Genomic DNA, 15,769 nt, shown 5'->3' with positions numbered 1-15,769 from the left:
GGTACGCCGGATCCGCGGGTCCCGACGGCCGCCGTGGACCACCCCCGGTGGGCTCGCCGGGCGGGACGTCCGAGGGCTCCGGGGCGGTGGAGCGGGTCTCGACCCGGACGAGGCGGTGCCACGTCCCGTCACGTCCGTCGACGGGCCCGTGCGCTTCGGCGAGCCGGCGGTCTCGTCGCCGGCGAACCCGCTCACCCCCACCGCTCCTCGACCGGCCACCGCCCGCGCACCTCGTCATCCACCGCGGCGAGCACCTCCGGGTGCGCCGTGACCAGCGCGTCGAGCGCGTCGGTCCAGTCCAGCAGGTGCAGCAGCCGCGCGGCGGGTCGACCGGTGGCGCGCAGCTCCTCCACGGCCAGCAGGCGCGTCCACGCGCGTGCCCGCCCCGCCGGGTCCGCGATCGTCCCGACCAGGTGCTCCGCGCGGTCGGTGTCGTCGTCGGCCAGGGCCAGGGTCACGAGGGCGTCCACGGCGGCGGCTTGGCGGGCCCGGTCGGTCGACCGCGCGGCGGTGGACAGGCAGGCCACCAGTTCCGGGCACGAGCCGACGCGGGCCAGCCCGAACAGGACCTCGTCGCGGCGGCGCGCCGGGAGGTCGCCGGTCATCCGGACGGCCCGCGCCAGGTCGCCCGCCGTCGCGACGGCCTTGACCAGGAACACCCGCGCCTCGACCACGCGGCGCGGGGTGGTCAGGCGGGCGGCGAGCTGTTCGGCGCGGTCGAACTCCTCGGCGGCGGCCAACGCCTTCACCACGGCGGTGTGCGCGACGTCCCGGTGGGCGTCGTCGCCGATGGTCGCCGCCACGGCCAGCGCCTGGTCGTGGTCGCCGGTGGCCGCGATCGCCGCCGCCACCGCGACCTTCGCCCTGGCCCGGTGCGCCGGCGTGGTGATCGCGTCGGTTTCCGCGACCGCCCGGCGCAGGAAGTCGCGCCTGCGCCCGGACACGCCCGCCACCCGGACCAGCGCCCGGACCCGCGCGTACGGGTTCGCCATCCGGCGGATGACGGCGTCGGCGCGGTCCACCGCCTCCTCGGGCGCGGCCGAGACGCGCGCCAAGGCGCTGAGCAGCCGGACGCGGACCCCGGGGTGGGGCAGGGAACCGATCAGCCGGTCCACCGCGGCGGGGTGGTCGGCCAGGGAGGAGACGACGTCCAGGAGGGTGGTGATCCGGTCGCCCGGTGCCTGTGATCGGACGAGGCGTTCGACGCGGTCGGGGTCGCGGCGCGCGGCGGCGTGGCCGACGAGTTCCGCGGTCGCGTCCGCCGCCTGCCCCGGGTCGGCGATGGCCCGCGCGGCGGCCTCCGCCGCGTCCAGGTCGCCCAACCACGACATGGCGCGCAGGACGGCCCGGTGGTCGGTCGAGCCGTCGGCCAGGTCACGGGCCACCGCGTTGCCGGCGCGGGCGTGGGCGTCCATCAACGCGCGCCGCACCTTGTCGTGCCGCCCCGAGTCGGGCGCCGAGCGCATCAGCTCCTCGGCGCGCAGGGCGGCCTCACGCGCGGCGGTCGGCTCCCCGGCCCGCACCGCCGCCAACCCGAGCAGCACCACCGCGTCGACCGGGTCCGCCGGCAGCAGCCCGGCGAATTCCGCCGGCGGCTCCCACGTCCCGCGCCCCGCCGCGGCCCGTCCGACCGACGTGTCCGCGACGAGCGCGCGCAGGCGGTCGAAGGTCGTCCGGCCCCCCGGTCGCCGCAGTTCGGCGGCCAGCGCGGCGAGGTCCGGCGTCGACCCCGCGTCCGGGGCGCGGGCGTCCAGCGGGGACCGGCGTTCCGCCAGTGCGCGCGACACCTCCGCCGGCACGCCCGGCGCACGCGCGATCGCCCCGAACGCCCGGTCGCGGTGCCCCAGGTCGGTGATCGCCGTAGCCAGGTCCAGCGCCCGGTGGAACTCGCCCGCCTCGGCGAGGGCGCCCGCGAGGTGCGCCGCGGCGGCCGGCGTCCGCCGGGGGTCGGCCAACGCCTCCGCGCGGGCGTGCTCGCCGAGGTGCGCCCACAGCGCGGGCAGGAGGACGGGCAGGGCGGAGTTGCGGGCGATCAACCGGTCGCGGTGCACGGCCAGGCGCGCGAGGGCGGCCAGGTCGGGGCGTCGTGCCGACGCCACCGCGTCGAACGCCGCCGTGACCTCGGCGAGGGCGTCGGCGTCGCCACCGGACAGCGCCCGCATCCGGTCGTGGCGCGCGGGGTCCGTGCCGCACGCGACGACGCGCGCCACCTCGCCGGTCGCGGTCAGCACCCGGAAGTAGCCGCGCAGCAGGTACTCCGGCGTGTCCTCGGGCCAACCACGGGCGCGGTGGGCGTCGGCCCACGCGTGCAGGCGGTCGCGGTAGCCGGCCAGGCGCGCCGGGCCCAGGTGCTCCTCGGCGGTCGCGCGCAGCTCCTCGTGGCCCAGCAGGTAGATCCGGGTGTCCGGGCGGTAGTGGCCGGGCCGGACGTCGAAGCTGCGGGTGGCCGCCGTGCGCAGGTGGACGCGGATACCGGCGGTCGGGCAGCCGGTCAGGTCCGCCAGGTCCGTGTCGGTCAACCCGCCCGCCGCGGCGGTGAGCAGGCCCAGCAGGTCCTGTTCCACCGGGCTGCCGCGCAGCAGGCGGTGCAGCTCCAGTTCCATGTCGTCGCGCTGCACCGACGCCCGCGGCGAGGGCGTCAGCTCGCGGACCGCGGACGGGGAGCGCAGGGGGTGGCGCGCGTCGAGGTCGGCCGGTGGCGGGGGGTTGGGGCGGCTGGCCACGACCACCTTCATGCCCGCGGCCGGGCGGGCGGGCAGCAGCGCGGCGATGCTGGTGCCGCCGACCGCCGCGCCCCGGTCCTCGTCCAGGCCGTCGACCACGAGCACCAGCCGTTCGCCTCGGTCGCGGCACCGCCGCGCCGCGTCGGCGAGCATGCCGGCGAAGTGCGCTTCCCTCGTCGCCTCGGTCAGGAACGCCGGCATCGGCTGCCCGAGCAGGTCGGCGAGCTGCTCCAGCACCACGTCCACGAACGCGCCCCGGTCGTCCTGGCCCGCCAGCCGGGCCGTGACGAAGAACGGCACCACCCGCAGCCCCTCCGGCGGGTGCAGCGCGAACCACGACAGCAACGCCGACTTGCCCGCCCACTTCGGCGCGCGCCACCACAGGTGGTCGCCCTCGTCACCGGCGCAGAACGCCGCCAGCGCGGCCAGTTCCGCCTCGCGGCCCACCAGCTCCTCGGGCGCGATCTGCCGCACCTGCTCCAGGTAGCGCGACCGCGGGCGGGACGGGGTGTCGACGTGCACGTCGCCGTGGATGTCACGCGCCTGCACGACGGGCTCGAACACCGGACCCTGGACGTGGTTGTGGTGTTCGGCCATGCGCCCCATTGTGGCCGACCGAACCCGCCGTGCGGCGGCGCGGACGGCCTGCCCGCCCGGCGGTGTGGTGCTCCTCCTCCGTCGCGGTGCGCGTCGGAGCCGGACGCCGGGCGGGTCGCCGACTGTCAGTCGATGCCTTCGACGATGCGGAAGTCGCGCTCGACGCCGTCGGAGAGGGCGGCCGGCGCCTCCTGGTAGGCCGCGCTCTCGTGTGTCGTGAGGGCCTGTTGGAAGCTGTCGAACTCGATCAGGACGGTGCGCTCGGCGATCCCGGCGTCGTGTGCGACGACCCGGCCGCCCAGGACGAGGGGCCGCCCGCCCCCGGCCCGGACGGCCGGACCGGCCAGTTCGTTGTAGGCGGCCAGCTTCTCCGGGTCTGAAATGGTGCGGTAGGAACTGACCCAGTAGCCCTTGGGCATGGAATCTCCGGTGTTCGCAGGGCGTATCGGATTTCGGACGTCGCCGGCCTCAAGTCGAGTGCCGTCGGGCACCGACTCGTGATTCGTGTTCCGCCACCGGATCGGTCGCGGGCGAGCGGCGGGCGAGGGTGAGGCTGATCAGGGTCGTGATCGCCATCGCGGCGATGCCGACCAGCCCTGCCGCAGTGTAGGCGCCGTCGCTCGGGAAGAGGCGGCCCGGTGTCGGCGGTGCCGCTCGGCGACGGCGTGCCGGCCGCCGGCTCCTGGGACCGGACCGCGCGGCTGTGGCTCCCGGACGTGGACGAGGTCGCGGACCTGGTGCGCCACCGGGGCTTGGAGTTGCCGGCGGAGGTCGTCACCGACCGGGTGCGCGGGTTGGACGCGCCGACGCCGGAGAAGCCGGCGGCCGAGATCCTGTCCACTTTGGACAAAGTGAAGAGTCGGCTCCGTGACGACAGCTGTGCTTGCCCGGAGGCGGTGCGCCGGCCGACGCCTGAAACCTCGGCTCGGTCGGCCTCTCGTCGGTGCGGCGAGCGTGTGGAACCAGGTGTTCGACCGTGTCGCGGGTTCGGCCGCCGGCGTGGTGGCGGATCGTGTGCCCGAAAGACGTGCTCGGGTGATCAGGGCCGGTCGGGTGTGGGGCTGTGCCGGATCGCCAGCAGGGCGATGTCGTCGGTGGCTGGTCGGTCGCCCACCAGGGTGGTCATGATGTGGGTGCAGGCGGTTTCCGGTGCGGCCGGGGACACGGCCTGGCGCAGTGCGTCCAACCGGTCGTCCAGGTCCTGCCCCCGGCGTTCCACCAGGCCGTCGGTGAACAGGACGGCCAGTGCGCCGGGTGGCAGGTCGACGCCCGTGGCGCGGCGGCCCTCCACGCCCAGGTGGTAGCCGATCGGCGGGCCGAGCGGGGCGTCGACGAAGGCGGTCGGCCGTCCCGGCACGGCGAGCGCGGGCGGCAGGTGGCCGGCCAGGGCGAGTTCCACGCGCGAGGTGGGCAGGTCGATGACCGCGTAGGCGACCGTGGCCATGGTGTTGGCCTCGAAGTGGCTGGCCTTGCGGTCGAGCTTGCCGAGCACGTCGGCGGGGGAGGGGAACTCCAGGGCGTAGGCGCGCAGCGCGCTGCGCAGCCGTCCCATGACCACCGCGGCGGCCAGCCCGCTGCCCACCACGTCGCCGATCACCAGGCCGATGCGCCGGTCGGGGAGCGGGAACACGTCGTACCAGTCGCCGCCGACGCCGCTGTCGGTGCCGGGGACGTAGCGGGCGGCCATCTCCCAGCCCTCGGTGGCGGGCAGGTGCGCGGGCAGGAGGCTCTCCTGCAGCATCGCGGCGGCGGCCCGCTCGGAGCGCGACCGGTGCACGTGCGCGGCCGTGGCCAGCCGGTCGGCGACCAGTTGCAGCAGCTCGACCTCCGCGTCGGTGAACCGGCGGGGCGTCGTGCTGCCGACGTGCAGCACCCCGACCAGGTCGCCGTGGACCACCATCGGCACGCCCAGCAGGGTCCGCAGGCCCCGCTGCCACAGCAGGGGGTTGACCACGGTGGATGCGTCGACGTGGGAGATCTGCACCGGTTCCCGGCGCTGCGCGACCTGCCCGGCGAAGCCGACGCCCACCGGTATCCGGACACCTTGGAAGACCTCTTCCTCCAGGCCGGAGGCCGCCCTGGCCACCAGGTGCCCGCCGTCCACGTCGGTCAGCAGGACGGTGACGGTGTCCACCGCGAACAGGTCGCGCACCTGCATCAGCAGCACGTCGAAGACCTTGTCCAGGTCGAGTTCCCGGAGCGCGCCGTCGGTGACCGCCTCCAGCACCCGCAACCGTGTCGCGGGATCCTCCCGATCGTCCATCCGTCAACCCCGTCCATTGATCACGTGTGCCGAGCGGACAGCGCGAGCACATGACGGGCGCCGTGTAGGTCGGTGTCGGTCCAGTTCACAAAAGGGTACCTGGAACGGCGGCGAGCCGAAATCCGCCGGCCCCGGAACAAGAGGGCGTTCCCGGACCCCGGCCCGCTCGCGGACGGCGTGGTGTCGGAGTTCACGTGATGTGGAATGCGGCCTTCCGTTCGACGCGGCCGGACAAGTCCGTCGCGTGTGGTCAGACGTCCGCCGCCAGGCCCTCGTTGACGAAGGCGATCAACGCCCGGGGAGTGGTGAGCCGCTCGATCTCGTCGTCGCTGATCCGCACGCCCAGTTCGTCCTGGAGCCGGGTGACGATCTCGTAGACCGCCAGCGAGTCGATGCCCAGGTCGGCGAACTCGGTGTCGAGCGCGGCGGTGTCGAGGGCGGCGACGTTGCCGGTGCCGACGCAGGACTCGACGATGCGGCCGAAGTCGGTGATGGTCAGCGTGATCATGGTGGTGTCCCTTCAGGCGCGGTGGCCGCCCAGCCTTCGAGGTGGGGCTCGAAGCGCGGTCGAGGGGGTCCGGAGGCGGGTTCCAGCGGTTCTCCGCCCGGGTTCGAGCCGCGCGGCCCAGGGTGGTCGCGGCGAAAGGACCTGGTGTGATCGAGCAGCTCGCCGTACCCCGGCCGGAGCACGCGCGGATACTCGGCGTCGGGGCGTACCGGCCCCGGCGCGTCGTGACCAACGAAGAGGTGTGCGCCCGGATGGACTCGACCCCCGAGTGGGTCGAGACCCGCTCGGGCATCCGGACCCGGCGGTTCGCCGGCGACGACGAGACGCTGTGCGCGATGGCCGTCGCGGCCGGGCGGGCGGCGCTCGACGACGCCGGGGTCGCGCCGGGGCAGCTCGACTGCGTGGTCGTCGCCAGCATGTCGGTGCTGGTGCAGACCCCGCCGCGCGCCGTGCTCGTGGCCGCCGGGCTCGGCGCGTCCGCGGCGGCCGGGTTCGACCTCTCGGCGGCGTGCGCCGGCTTCTGCCACGCGCTCGCGGTGGCCGGTGACATGGTGCGCGCGGGCAGCGCCCGGCACGTGCTCGTGGTCGGTGCCGAGCGGATGACCGACATCATCGACCCCGCCGACCGCTCGGTGGCCTTCATGTTCGCCGACGGGGCGGGCGCGGTCGTCGTCGGCCCGTCGCCGGTGCCCGCGATCGGCCCGGTCGTGCGGTGGGCCGACGGCGGCGAGCGGGACGCGCTCCGCATGAACACCACGTGGGACGAGTTCCGCGCCGACCCGTCCCGCGAACCGCCCGCCATGAGGATGGACGGGCGGCGGGTGTTCCGGTGGGTGGTGGAGAACGTCGCTCCGGCGGCGCTCAAGGCCGTGGAGGCCGCCGGGCTCTCCGTGGGCGACCTCGCCGCCTTCATCCCGCACCAGGCCAACACCAGGATGATCGACGTGCTCGCCGACCGGCTCGGCCTGCCGGGGCACGTCGTGGTGGCGCGGGACGTGGTGTCCGCGGGCAACACCTCCGCGGCGTCCATCCCGCTGGCGATGGAGCGCCTGGTGCGCTCGGGCGCCGCCGTCGACGGGCCCGCGCTGCTGTTCGGCTTCGGCGCCGGGCTGAACTACGCCGGGCAGGTCGCGATGCTGCCCGGAGGCCCCGGTGCCCGCTGAGCGCCACGAGGCGCACGAGGCCGACCGCGCCGAGGTCGACGCGTTCGCCGCGGCCGTCGGAGCGGAGCCGGGACCGGTCGCGCCGCCGACCTTCGCCGCCGCCCTGGTCCTCGGCGTGCTCCAGCGGCTCCTCGCCGACCCCGCCACCGGGCTCGGCGCGTCCGGGGTGGTCCACCGCGAGCAGGAGTTCGCCTGCGAGCGCCCGATCCGGGCGGGGGACCGGCTCGCGGTCTCGGTGCGCCTGGAGTCGGTGAAGGAAGTCGCGCGCCGCACCGTCGTGCTGGCGCGCGGGCAGGTGTCCACCGCCGCGGGCGAGCCGGTGTGCCGAACGGTGACCACGCTGGTGCTGGCCCGGTGACCGCGATGTCGCGGGGCGACGCCCTGCCCACCTTCGTCGTCCGCCTCGACCACGACGACGTGGCCCGCTACGCCGCCGCGTCCGGCGACCACAACCCGATCCACCGGGAACCGACCGCCGCCGCGGCGGCCGGGCTGCCCGGCGTGGTGGCGCACGGGCTGCTGGTGCTGGCGCACGTGCTGCGCGCGGTCGCGGACGGGGCGGGCGCCGGGGTGGTGCGCGAGGTCTCGGCGAGGTTCACGCGGCCGGTGGCGGTGCCCGCCGAGTTGACCGTCGAGGGCGCGGTCACCTCGGTGGAGCCGGACGGCAGGCGCGTGGTGGAGCTGCTGGTGAGCGCCGGCGGGCGCCCCGTGGCGCGGGTGACGGCGGCCGTGGCGAGGTGATGTGACAGGTCAAATCTTATATGTCATAGTTTACTGGTTGGGTGCGCGCGGGCGTTGGCGGAGGACCGATGCGGTTGAGGCGGATGCCGTTCGAAGAGGGGGCGTCGAACGTCCCGGACAGCGGGCTCACCGGCCCGGCGACGATCCCGGACGAGATCGGCGCGGAGCGGAAGGTGGCCTTCCGCGAGCGGGTGGCGCGGTGGCGGCGCACGGCCGCCGGGACGTTCGCCGCGTTGCCGCGGGTGTTCTCGTTGGCCTGGCAGGCCGGGCCGGGGCTGACCATCGGGCTCGGCGTCGCCTCGGTGGCCACCGGAGCGCTGCCCGCCGCGACCGCGTACCTGGTGAAGCTGACCCTGGACACCGTCGTCGCGGCGGTGCAGATCCACAGCGCCGGCCGCCCCGACGACGTCACGTTCGACGTGCCGTTCTTCCCGGACCCGCACCTGACGTCGATGCAGAAGATCGTCGCGCTGGTCGCGGTGCAGTTCCTGCTGTACCTGGGCAACACCGCGCTCGGCGCGCTGCGGCAGGGCTGCCAGCAGCTGTTGCAGGAACGGCTCTCCCAGGTCATCCAGATCAAGGTGATGGAGCACTCCGCGCGGCTGGACCTGTCCTTCTACGAGGGCTCCGAGTCGTACGACCTGCTGCGGCAGGCGCAGGAGGAGGCGCCCACGCGCCCGCTGTTCATGGTCAACGGCGCGTTCAGCCTCGTCCAGACGTCGGTCACGTTCGCCAGCATGATCGTCCTGCTGGCGCAGATGAACCCGTGGCTGGCGCTGGTCGCGGTCCTGGCGCCGGTGCCCGCCTTCATCTCCCAGGCGCGCTACAGCGGGCGCGCGTTCGTGGTGGCGCTGTGGGGCTCGCCGGTCAAGCGGCGGATGCACTACCTGTCCACGCTCGTCACCACCGACACCTACGCCAAGGAGGTCAAGGTCTTCGGTCTCGGCGACTACTTCGTCGAGCGCTTCCGGCTGCTGGCGCGCACGTGGTACGAGCGCGTCCGCGCGGTCACCGTGCGGCGCAACGCCGTCGGCGCGGTGTGGACGTCGCTGACCACGCTGACCGGTTCGCTGACCTACCTCTACGTCGCCGCGCAGGCGGTGGTCGGCCGGCTCACGCTCGGCGACCTGACGCTGTACACGCAGGCGGCGAACTCGGTGCAGACCTCCATCCAGGGCCTGTTCTCGAACTTCTCGGAGATGTACGAGAACAACCTCTACCTGGACCGGATGTACGCGCTGCTGAACACCCCGGTGAAGATCAAGGCGCCGGAGCGCCCGGTGCCGCTGCCCGAACCGCTGCGCGGCCACGTGGTGTTCGACGACGTGTCCTTCACCTACCCGGGCGCGGACCGGCCCGCGCTGCGGAACGTGAGCTTCGAGATCCGGCCGGGGCAGACGGTGGCGGTGGTCGGGCGCAACGGCGCGGGCAAGTCGACGTTGCTCAAGCTGCTGTGCCGGCTGTACGAGCCGACCGGGGGGCGGGTCCTGGTGGACGGTGTCGACATCCGCGACGTCGACCCCGACGAGCTGCGGTCGCGGATGTCCGCGGTGTTCCAGGACTTCGTGACCTACCAGGCGACCGCGGCCGAGAACATCGGCCTCGGCGACATCGCGCACCTGGAGGACCGGCCGCGCATCGAGGAGGCCGCGCGCCAGGCCGGGGCCGACGCGGTCATCGAGCGGATGCCGCGGGGCTACGACTCGCCGCTGGGCCGCTGGTTCGACCAGGGCGTCAACCTCTCCGGCGGCGAGTGGCAGAAGGTCGCGCTCGGTCGGGCCTTCCTGCGCCGGGCGTCGATCCTGCTGCTGGACGAGCCGACGTCGGCGCTGGACGCGGAGGCCGAGCACGACCTGTTCGCCCGGCTGCGCACGCTGGCCAGCGGGCGGACCGCGCTCTACATCTCGCACCGGTTCTCCACCGTGCGCCAAGCGGACCGGATCCTGCTGCTCGACGACGGCAGGCTGGTCGAGGAGGGCACCCACCGCGAGCTGATGGACCTCGACGGCGGGTACGCCGAGCTGTTCACCCTCCAGGCGTCGGCCTACGTCGACGAGGCCGACACCGGGCCGGGGTCCGAGGCCGGTCCGGGGGTCGTCGACGCCCGGCGGAAGGGCTGACGGCGTGGGCGCCCGCGAGCCGGGGGCGGTCCCGCCGGCACCCCGCCCGCGCAGCTCCCCCGCGATGCCGCCCCGCCGGGGCGGACCGGCGGACCGGGGTGATCGGGCGGCGGAGAGCCGGGAGGTGACCTGGCCGGCGGTGCTGCACGACGGCGGCCGGCACGCGGTCGCGCTCCAGGTGGCCTTCGACGTCGCGGCGCGGGTCTACGCCGCCCGGCGCGACCCGGCGGTCGCGGGCACCGGCGCGGACCCCGGCGCGGTGGCCGGCCGGGACCCGCTGGGGGAGCTGGTCGCGCTGACCGAGCTGATGAGGTGGCTGTCCGGGGTGCAGGACGAACTGCTCCACGCCGTGCGCGTCGCCCACGAGCGCGACGGCGGCGGACCGGGGTCGTGGGAGGACCTGGCGAGCGCCCTCGGGGTCACGCGCACGCCCGCGCGGCGGCGGTTCGAGCTGGTCGCCGAGGGCAAGCGGCGCGGCGGCGGGTTGCCGGCCAACCTGCTGGCCTGGGACGTCGTGCGCCGGGAGCCGCCGTCGGCGTCGGCGTCGGAAGAACGCCGACGCCGGCCGGGTCGAACGGACGACCGAGGTCGATGAGAGCCGGCACGTCACGCGTGTCGAGCGGGAACGAGGAGGGAAGGGCGATGACCACGGGCAAACCCGCGGACACCGGCGGCGTCTCCGCGGTGGTCGAGCAGCGGTTCGCCGCGCTCGGCAGCCGCTCGCGCTGGGCGATCACGTTGAGCGTGCTGGCCGGGATCGCGCTGAGCATGTTGGACCAGACCGTCATCGGCACCGCGATGCCGCAGGTGGTCGCCGACCTGCACGGCACGGAGGCGATGTACACCTGGATCGTCACCACCTACCTGCTGACGTCCACGGTCACCGTGCCGCTGTACGGCCGGTTCTCCGACCTCTACGGCCGGAAACCCCTGCTGCTGACCGGGCTGACCATCTTCCTCGTCGGATCGCTGCTGTCCGGCCTCGCCACGTCGATGGTCGCGCTGATCTTCTTCCGCGCCGTGCAGGGCATCGGCGCGGGCGCGCTGCTGACCCTCGGCGCGACCCTGCTGCGCGACTTCTACCCGCCGCACACCGTGGTCCGTCTGCAGGGCCTGCTCGCGGCGAACCTCGTGCTGAGCTTCCTCGGCGGCCCGCTCATCGGCGGCTTCCTCACCGACCACGCCACCTGGCGCTGGGCGTTCTTCATCAACCTGCCGATCGGCGTGGTGATCGTCGGCGTGCTCGCGGTCCTGCTGCCGCACCAGAAGGTGGAGCACCGCACCGGCCGGTTCGACGTCCCCGGCGTCGTGCTGCTCATCTCCGGTGTGTCGCTGGTGCTGCTCGGGCTGAGCAACAAGGCGTCGGTCGTCGACGGCACGCTCCTGCCGTGGTGGAGCCCGCAGGTGGCGGGGCTGCTCGCGCTCGGCCTGGTGCTGCTGGTCGTGCTGGTGCGGGTGGAGCGGCGCGCGGGCGCCCCGGTGCTCCCGCTGCACATGCTGCGCAACCGGACGTTCCTGTCGGCGACGGTGGCCGGGCTGTTCTTCCGGGTCGCGATGTTCCCGACGGTGCTGTTCATGCCGCTGTACTTCCAGCAGGTCCGCGGGCACGACGCCACCACCTCGGGCCTGCTGCTGCTGCCGGTGATGGCGGGCCTGGTGGCGAGCAACCGGCTGACCTCGCTGGTCGTGGTCAGGCGCGGGCGGGCCAAGGCCGTGCTCGTCGCCGCGGCCGGGCTGCTCACCGTCGTGACCGGGTTGTTCGCCCTGCTGGACGCGGACACCTCGCTGTGGACCACCTCGGCGTTCCTGGTGCTGGTCGGGCTGGGCCTCGGTCCGTCGATGGGCGGCATCTCGATGGTCGCGCAGAGCTCGGTCGACCGCGCCGACGTCGGCAGCGCCACGGGCGGGTTCGTGCTGCTGGGGCAGCTCGGCGGCACCATCGGCCTGGCCGCGGGTCAGACGCTGTTCGCCCAGCGCCTCACCGGGGCCGGCGCGCCGGGCGTCGCCGACCCGGAACTGATGTCGAGCACGATCGGGAGCACCATCGCCGTCCTGGGCCTGGTGAGCGGCGTCCTCGCCTTCGCGGCGCTGGCCGTCATGGAGGACATCCCGCTGCGCGTCGGCCCGCCCAAGCCCCCGCCCGCCCGCACCGGACCCCCGTCGTCCGGGTCGACGCACCCCGCCGACGCGCCCGCGTCGACCGCCGGTCCGGCGGGAGGCGTCGGCGGAACCGCGCCGCGGCCCGAAGCGGCGCGGCAAGAGCACTAGACCGGAGGGACACAGCGCATGACCACCGAGACCACCCCCGCCGGGCTCCTCACCGGCGTGTGGAGCATCGACGCGGGGCACTCCGACGTGTCGTTCAGCGTGCGGCACATGATGATGGCGCGCATCCGCGGCGGGTTCTCCGCGTTCACCGGCGCCATCACGGTCGCCGAGGACCCCGCCGCGTCGTCGGTCGTGGCCGAGATCGACACGACGACGCTCGACACCCGCAACCCCGCACGGGACGAGCACCTGCGCGGCAGCGGGTTCTTCGACGTCGTGAACTTCCCCGCGATCAGGTTCGCCTCCACCGGCGTCCGGCTCACCGGACCGTCCTCGGCCGTGGTGGCGGGCGAGCTGACCGTGCGGGACCGGACCCGACCCGTCGAGCTGACCGTCGAGCACACCGGCCTGGGCATCGACCCCTGGGGGGCGCAGCGGATCGGTTTCGTCGCCGACGTGACGTTGGACCGGCGGGACTTCGGCTTGGACTTCAACGTCCCGCTCGGTTCGGGTGGAGTCCTGGTGGGCACCGACGTCGCGGTGCACCTGGAGATCGAGGCGGTGCGGGCGACCGAGGAACCTCCCGGCTCCTGACGCCGCACGGGCCCACCTGCCCCGGACCCGGGCGACCGGCATCCCCCAACCGGTTCGCCCGGGTCCCCTGCCTCGGGGGAGCGCCCGGCCCCCGCGACGCGGGAGCCGGGCGCTCCCCCTGGCGGGACGGCACGGGCGCCACCGCGCCGGGAGCGGCCCGTGCGCGGTGGGCGGACGTCAGCGGGTGGCGGGCGCGGTGGTGACCAGCCCGGCGTCCCGGAGCATCCGGTCCAGCGCGACCGCCTCGAACCGGTCGCCCCTGGCGCACACGTAGCCGTCCGGGCGGACCAGCAGCCACGCCCGCGGTCCCAGGCCCAGCCCGCCGGCCAGGGTCCCGCCGGGGTCCGCGATCGCACCGGCGCCGTCCGGGCCGACCGTCCACGCGGTGAGCCAGTCCGGCGTGAGCGCGCCGGGAGGCGTCGCCGCGGGGCCGAGCAGCAGCACCCAGCCGGGCTCCCGCAGCCGCGCGGCGAGCGCCGCCCAGGCGGGACCGCCGGTGACCGCGTCCGGGACGTTCGTGACGCGCTCGCCGGGGCGCGGACCGCGGCCCTCGCCGCCGGCGCGCACCAGCGGGCCGGGCGCGTAGCGCAGGTTCAGGCCCGACACCCCGCCGAGCACCTTGCGCTGGATCCGGCCGCGCAGCGGCGCCACCCGCCGCACCACGGCGAACACGACCGGCAGCAGCCGCGAGGCCGCCGCGTTCTTCAGCTGGATCAGGCCGGTGGCCGTCCTCGTCGAGCGCAGCAGCGCCTCGCCGACCGGGACGCGCTCGGCGGAGTAGGTGTCCAGCACGGCCTCGTGCGCCTGGCCGCGCACGACCATCGCGAGCTTCCAGGCGAGGTTGTACGCCTCCTGCACCCCGGTGTTCATGCCCTGGCCCGAGGCCGGGCTGTGGACGTGGGCGGCGTCACCCGCGACCAGGCAGCGGTGGTCGCGCATCCGGCGGATCATCCGCTGCTGGAAGGTGAACACCGACACCCAGCTCGGGGTGCCCACCCCGACCGGGCGGCCCAGGCCCGCGGACAGCTCGCGGGCGAACCGCCGCGCCACCTCCTCCGGGTCCGCGCCGAGGTCGGCGGCGGCGGTGTCGAGCAGCCGCCACCGCCGCTGCCCGCTCATCGGCGCCATCATCAACGCGAGCCCGCGGTTGCGGACCCAGTAGATGCTGTTGCGCGGCAGGTCGACGTCGAGGTCCGCGTCGGCGATCAGCCACGTCTCGCTGGTCTCGCCGACCAGCGGGAACCCGAGCCGCTTGCGGACCGTGCTGCGCCCGCCGTCGCAGCCGACCAGCCACGGCACCCGGGTCGTCGCGGTCCTCCCCGACGGACCGCGGAGGCCGACCGCCACCCCCGTGGCGTCCTGCGCCAGGTCCTCCAGCCGCACACCCCACTCCACCTCGACACCGAGCCGGCGCACGGCGTCCCGCAGCACCTCCTCGGTGAGCACCTGGTCGATGCAGACGGTGAACGGGTACCGGGTGGGCATCCGGCGGTAGTCCGCGTCGAGCCGGGTGAGCAGCCCGCCGTCCTGGAACAGCGTGAACGCCCGGACCTGCTGCCCGCGCTCCAGGATCGCGTCGACGACGCCCATCTGCTCGTAGACCTCCAGCGTCCGCGGGTGCGTGGCGACGGCGCGGCTGGTGGTGGCCGGGGCGTCCTTGGCGTCGACCACCCGCACCCGCACCCCGCGGCGCAGCAGCTCGTGGGCGAGCACCAGGCCGGTCGGGCCGGCGCCCGCCACCAGGACGTCGATGTCGGGATCGGTTCGGGTCATCGCGAGTTCCTCCGGAGGGACGGGACGCGGGCTCGGCCCGCGGTGACGAGGTCGGCCACCGCGCGGGCGGCGGCGCGGTCGGCGGCCGGGTCGCCCGCGCGCGCGGGCAGCAGCGCGGCCACGGCGCTGCCGCCGGGGCGCACCGACCGGTGCCGCCGGGCCAGGGTGACGAGGCCGAGCCCCGGCCCCGCCTCGACGAGCAGGTGGTCGCCGGTCGCGAGCAGCGCGTCCAGCGCGGGCCAGAACCGCACCGGCGCCACCGGGTGCGACGCCCAGAACGCCGGGTCGGTCGCCTCGACGCCGAGCGGCGCGGCGGTGTAGCCGGAGTACACGGTCAACCGCGGCGGGCGCAGCCGGACGCGCCGCGCGGCCTCGGTGAAGCCGGGCACGCTGTAGGCCAGGGCGGGCGAGTGGAACGGGAGGGTCGACGGGACCGGCGTGCCGGTGAGACCGGCCGCGCGCAGCCGCTCCACGGCCAGCGCCAAGGGCGCGGCCGGGCCCGCGAGCACGACCTGCCGCCGACCGTTGACCGCGCCGACGACCACGCCGCCGCCGAGGAACGGCCGCACGTCCTCCTCGCCCGCCGCGACCGCGAACATGCCGCCCTCCGGCGCGTCGGCGAGCTGGTCCAGCCGCAGCCGCAGCAGCGCCGCCGCGTCGGCCGGGTCGAACACGCCGGCCAGCGCCGCCGCGGCGACCTCGCCGATGCTGTGCCCGAGCAGCGCCGCCGGGCGCACGCCCCACGACAGCACCATGCGGCCGAGCGCGTAGCCGAGGGCGAACAGCAGCGGCTGCGAGCGCGTGGGCACGTCGACGGGCTCCATCGGGTCCTCGGCCAGCCAGTCGGCGCGCAACGCGACGCCGAAGTCGCCGAACGCGCTGAACACCTCGTCCATGGCGGCGGTGAACGCGGGGTCGGCGCCGTAGAGGCCGGCGCCCATCCGCTGTTGCTGCGCGCCCTGCCCCGGCAGCAGCAGGGCGACGGGCGGTGTGGGCGGCGGGGGCGCGTCCATCGGGCT

The 15,769-nt window shown here is 75.3% G+C and carries 13 protein-coding genes; 7 read left to right on the top strand and 6 right to left on the bottom strand.

The window, feature by feature from the left end:
- Window positions 1-191 precede the first annotated feature (191 nt).
- From C8E97_RS21640 to C8E97_RS21620, 4 genes are all read right to left on the bottom strand, one after another.
- Window positions 192-3,320 carry a hypothetical protein gene (locus C8E97_RS21640; RefSeq protein ID WP_121007335.1) on the bottom strand — a complete coding sequence of 1,043 codons (3,129 nt, stop codon included), beginning with the start codon at window positions 3,318-3,320 and terminating at the stop codon, window positions 192-194.
- A gap of 125 nt (window positions 3,321-3,445) precedes the next feature.
- Window positions 3,446-3,739: a DUF1330 domain-containing protein gene (locus tag C8E97_RS21635; RefSeq protein WP_121007334.1), complete on the bottom strand. Its 294-nt coding sequence runs from the start codon at window positions 3,737-3,739 to the stop codon at window positions 3,446-3,448.
- Window positions 3,740-4,359: 620 nt separating this feature from the next.
- Complete coding sequence (locus tag C8E97_RS21625) at window positions 4,360-5,583, bottom strand: PP2C family protein-serine/threonine phosphatase (protein WP_121007333.1); 1,224 nt, start codon at window positions 5,581-5,583, stop codon at window positions 4,360-4,362.
- 250 nt (window positions 5,584-5,833) lie between these two features.
- On the bottom strand, window positions 5,834-6,091 hold the full coding sequence (locus tag C8E97_RS21620; RefSeq protein ID WP_121007332.1) for an acyl carrier protein: 258 nt from the start codon (window positions 6,089-6,091) through the stop codon (window positions 5,834-5,836).
- 146 nt (window positions 6,092-6,237) lie between these two features.
- On the opposite strand from C8E97_RS21620, the gene C8E97_RS21615 reads away from it, so the two are divergent.
- The 7 genes from C8E97_RS21615 to C8E97_RS21585 all read left to right on the top strand — a co-directional run bounded on the left by C8E97_RS21615 (window position 6,238) and on the right by C8E97_RS21585 (window position 12,977).
- Window positions 6,238-7,254, top strand: a complete 1,017-nt coding sequence (locus C8E97_RS21615) for a beta-ketoacyl-ACP synthase 3 (RefSeq protein ID WP_121007331.1) — start codon at window positions 6,238-6,240, stop codon at window positions 7,252-7,254.
- On the top strand, window positions 7,244-7,612 hold the full coding sequence (locus C8E97_RS21610) for an FAS1-like dehydratase domain-containing protein (protein WP_121007330.1): 369 nt from the start codon (window positions 7,244-7,246) through the stop codon (window positions 7,610-7,612). Before C8E97_RS21615 ends, C8E97_RS21610 begins: the two co-directional genes overlap by 11 nt.
- Before the next feature lie 5 nt (window positions 7,613-7,617).
- On the top strand, window positions 7,618-7,995 hold the full coding sequence (locus C8E97_RS21605) for a MaoC/PaaZ C-terminal domain-containing protein (protein ID WP_170212141.1): 378 nt from the start codon (window positions 7,618-7,620) through the stop codon (window positions 7,993-7,995).
- Between the two features lie 83 nt (window positions 7,996-8,078).
- Window positions 8,079-10,115: an ABC transporter ATP-binding protein gene (locus C8E97_RS21600; protein WP_170211946.1), complete on the top strand. Its 2,037-nt coding sequence runs from the start codon at window positions 8,079-8,081 to the stop codon at window positions 10,113-10,115.
- Window positions 10,116-10,239: 124 nt separating this feature from the next.
- Window positions 10,240-10,710: a hypothetical protein gene (locus C8E97_RS21595; RefSeq protein WP_121007327.1), complete on the top strand. Its 471-nt coding sequence runs from the start codon at window positions 10,240-10,242 to the stop codon at window positions 10,708-10,710.
- A gap of 47 nt (window positions 10,711-10,757) precedes the next feature.
- Window positions 10,758-12,383 (top strand): MDR family MFS transporter, encoded by a 1,626-nt coding sequence (locus C8E97_RS21590; protein ID WP_170211945.1) that lies wholly within the window; start codon window positions 10,758-10,760, stop codon window positions 12,381-12,383.
- An 18-nt stretch (window positions 12,384-12,401) separates the two neighbouring features.
- A complete protein-coding gene (locus C8E97_RS21585) occupies window positions 12,402-12,977 on the top strand; it encodes a YceI family protein (protein ID WP_121007325.1) in 576 nt (191 codons plus the stop codon).
- Window positions 12,978-13,154: 177 nt separating this feature from the next.
- Here the strand turns inward: C8E97_RS21585 and C8E97_RS21580 are convergent, their stop codons facing one another.
- Both C8E97_RS21580 and C8E97_RS21575 read right to left on the bottom strand, forming a co-directional pair.
- A complete protein-coding gene (locus C8E97_RS21580; RefSeq protein ID WP_121007324.1) occupies window positions 13,155-14,750 on the bottom strand; it encodes an FAD-dependent oxidoreductase in 1,596 nt (531 codons plus the stop codon).
- Entirely contained in the window at window positions 14,747-15,763 is a 1,017-nt protein-coding gene (locus C8E97_RS21575) for an acyltransferase domain-containing protein (protein WP_121007323.1), read from the bottom strand. Before C8E97_RS21575 ends, C8E97_RS21580 begins: the two co-directional genes overlap by 4 nt.
- Window positions 15,764-15,769 lie beyond the last annotated feature (6 nt).

Source organism: Saccharothrix australiensis, assembly GCF_003634935.1.
GTDB lineage: Bacteria > Actinomycetota > Actinomycetes > Mycobacteriales > Pseudonocardiaceae > Actinosynnema > Actinosynnema australiense.
This window is presented reverse-complemented; position numbering and strand designations above follow the sequence as displayed.

Coding starts and splice junctions, on each gene's coding strand:
- C8E97_RS21600 (WP_170211946.1), top strand. CDS start 8,079: ATGCCGTTCGAAGAGGGGGCGTCGAACGTCCCGGACAGCGGGCTCACC.
- C8E97_RS21605 (WP_170212141.1), top strand. CDS start 7,618: ATGTCGCGGGGCGACGCCCTGCCCACCTTCGTCGTCCGCCTCGACCAC.
- C8E97_RS21635 (WP_121007334.1), bottom strand. CDS start 3,739: ATGCCCAAGGGCTACTGGGTCAGTTCCTACCGCACCATTTCAGACCCG.
- C8E97_RS21580 (WP_121007324.1), bottom strand. CDS start 14,750: ATGACCCGAACCGATCCCGACATCGACGTCCTGGTGGCGGGCGCCGGC.
- C8E97_RS21625 (WP_121007333.1), bottom strand. CDS start 5,583: ATGGACGATCGGGAGGATCCCGCGACACGGTTGCGGGTGCTGGAGGCG.
- C8E97_RS21620 (WP_121007332.1), bottom strand. CDS start 6,091: ATGATCACGCTGACCATCACCGACTTCGGCCGCATCGTCGAGTCCTGC.
- C8E97_RS21575 (WP_121007323.1), bottom strand. CDS start 15,763: ATGGACGCGCCCCCGCCGCCCACACCGCCCGTCGCCCTGCTGCTGCCG.
- C8E97_RS21590 (WP_170211945.1), top strand. CDS start 10,758: ATGACCACGGGCAAACCCGCGGACACCGGCGGCGTCTCCGCGGTGGTC.
- C8E97_RS21640 (WP_121007335.1), bottom strand. CDS start 3,320: ATGGCCGAACACCACAACCACGTCCAGGGTCCGGTGTTCGAGCCCGTC.
- C8E97_RS21585 (WP_121007325.1), top strand. CDS start 12,402: ATGACCACCGAGACCACCCCCGCCGGGCTCCTCACCGGCGTGTGGAGC.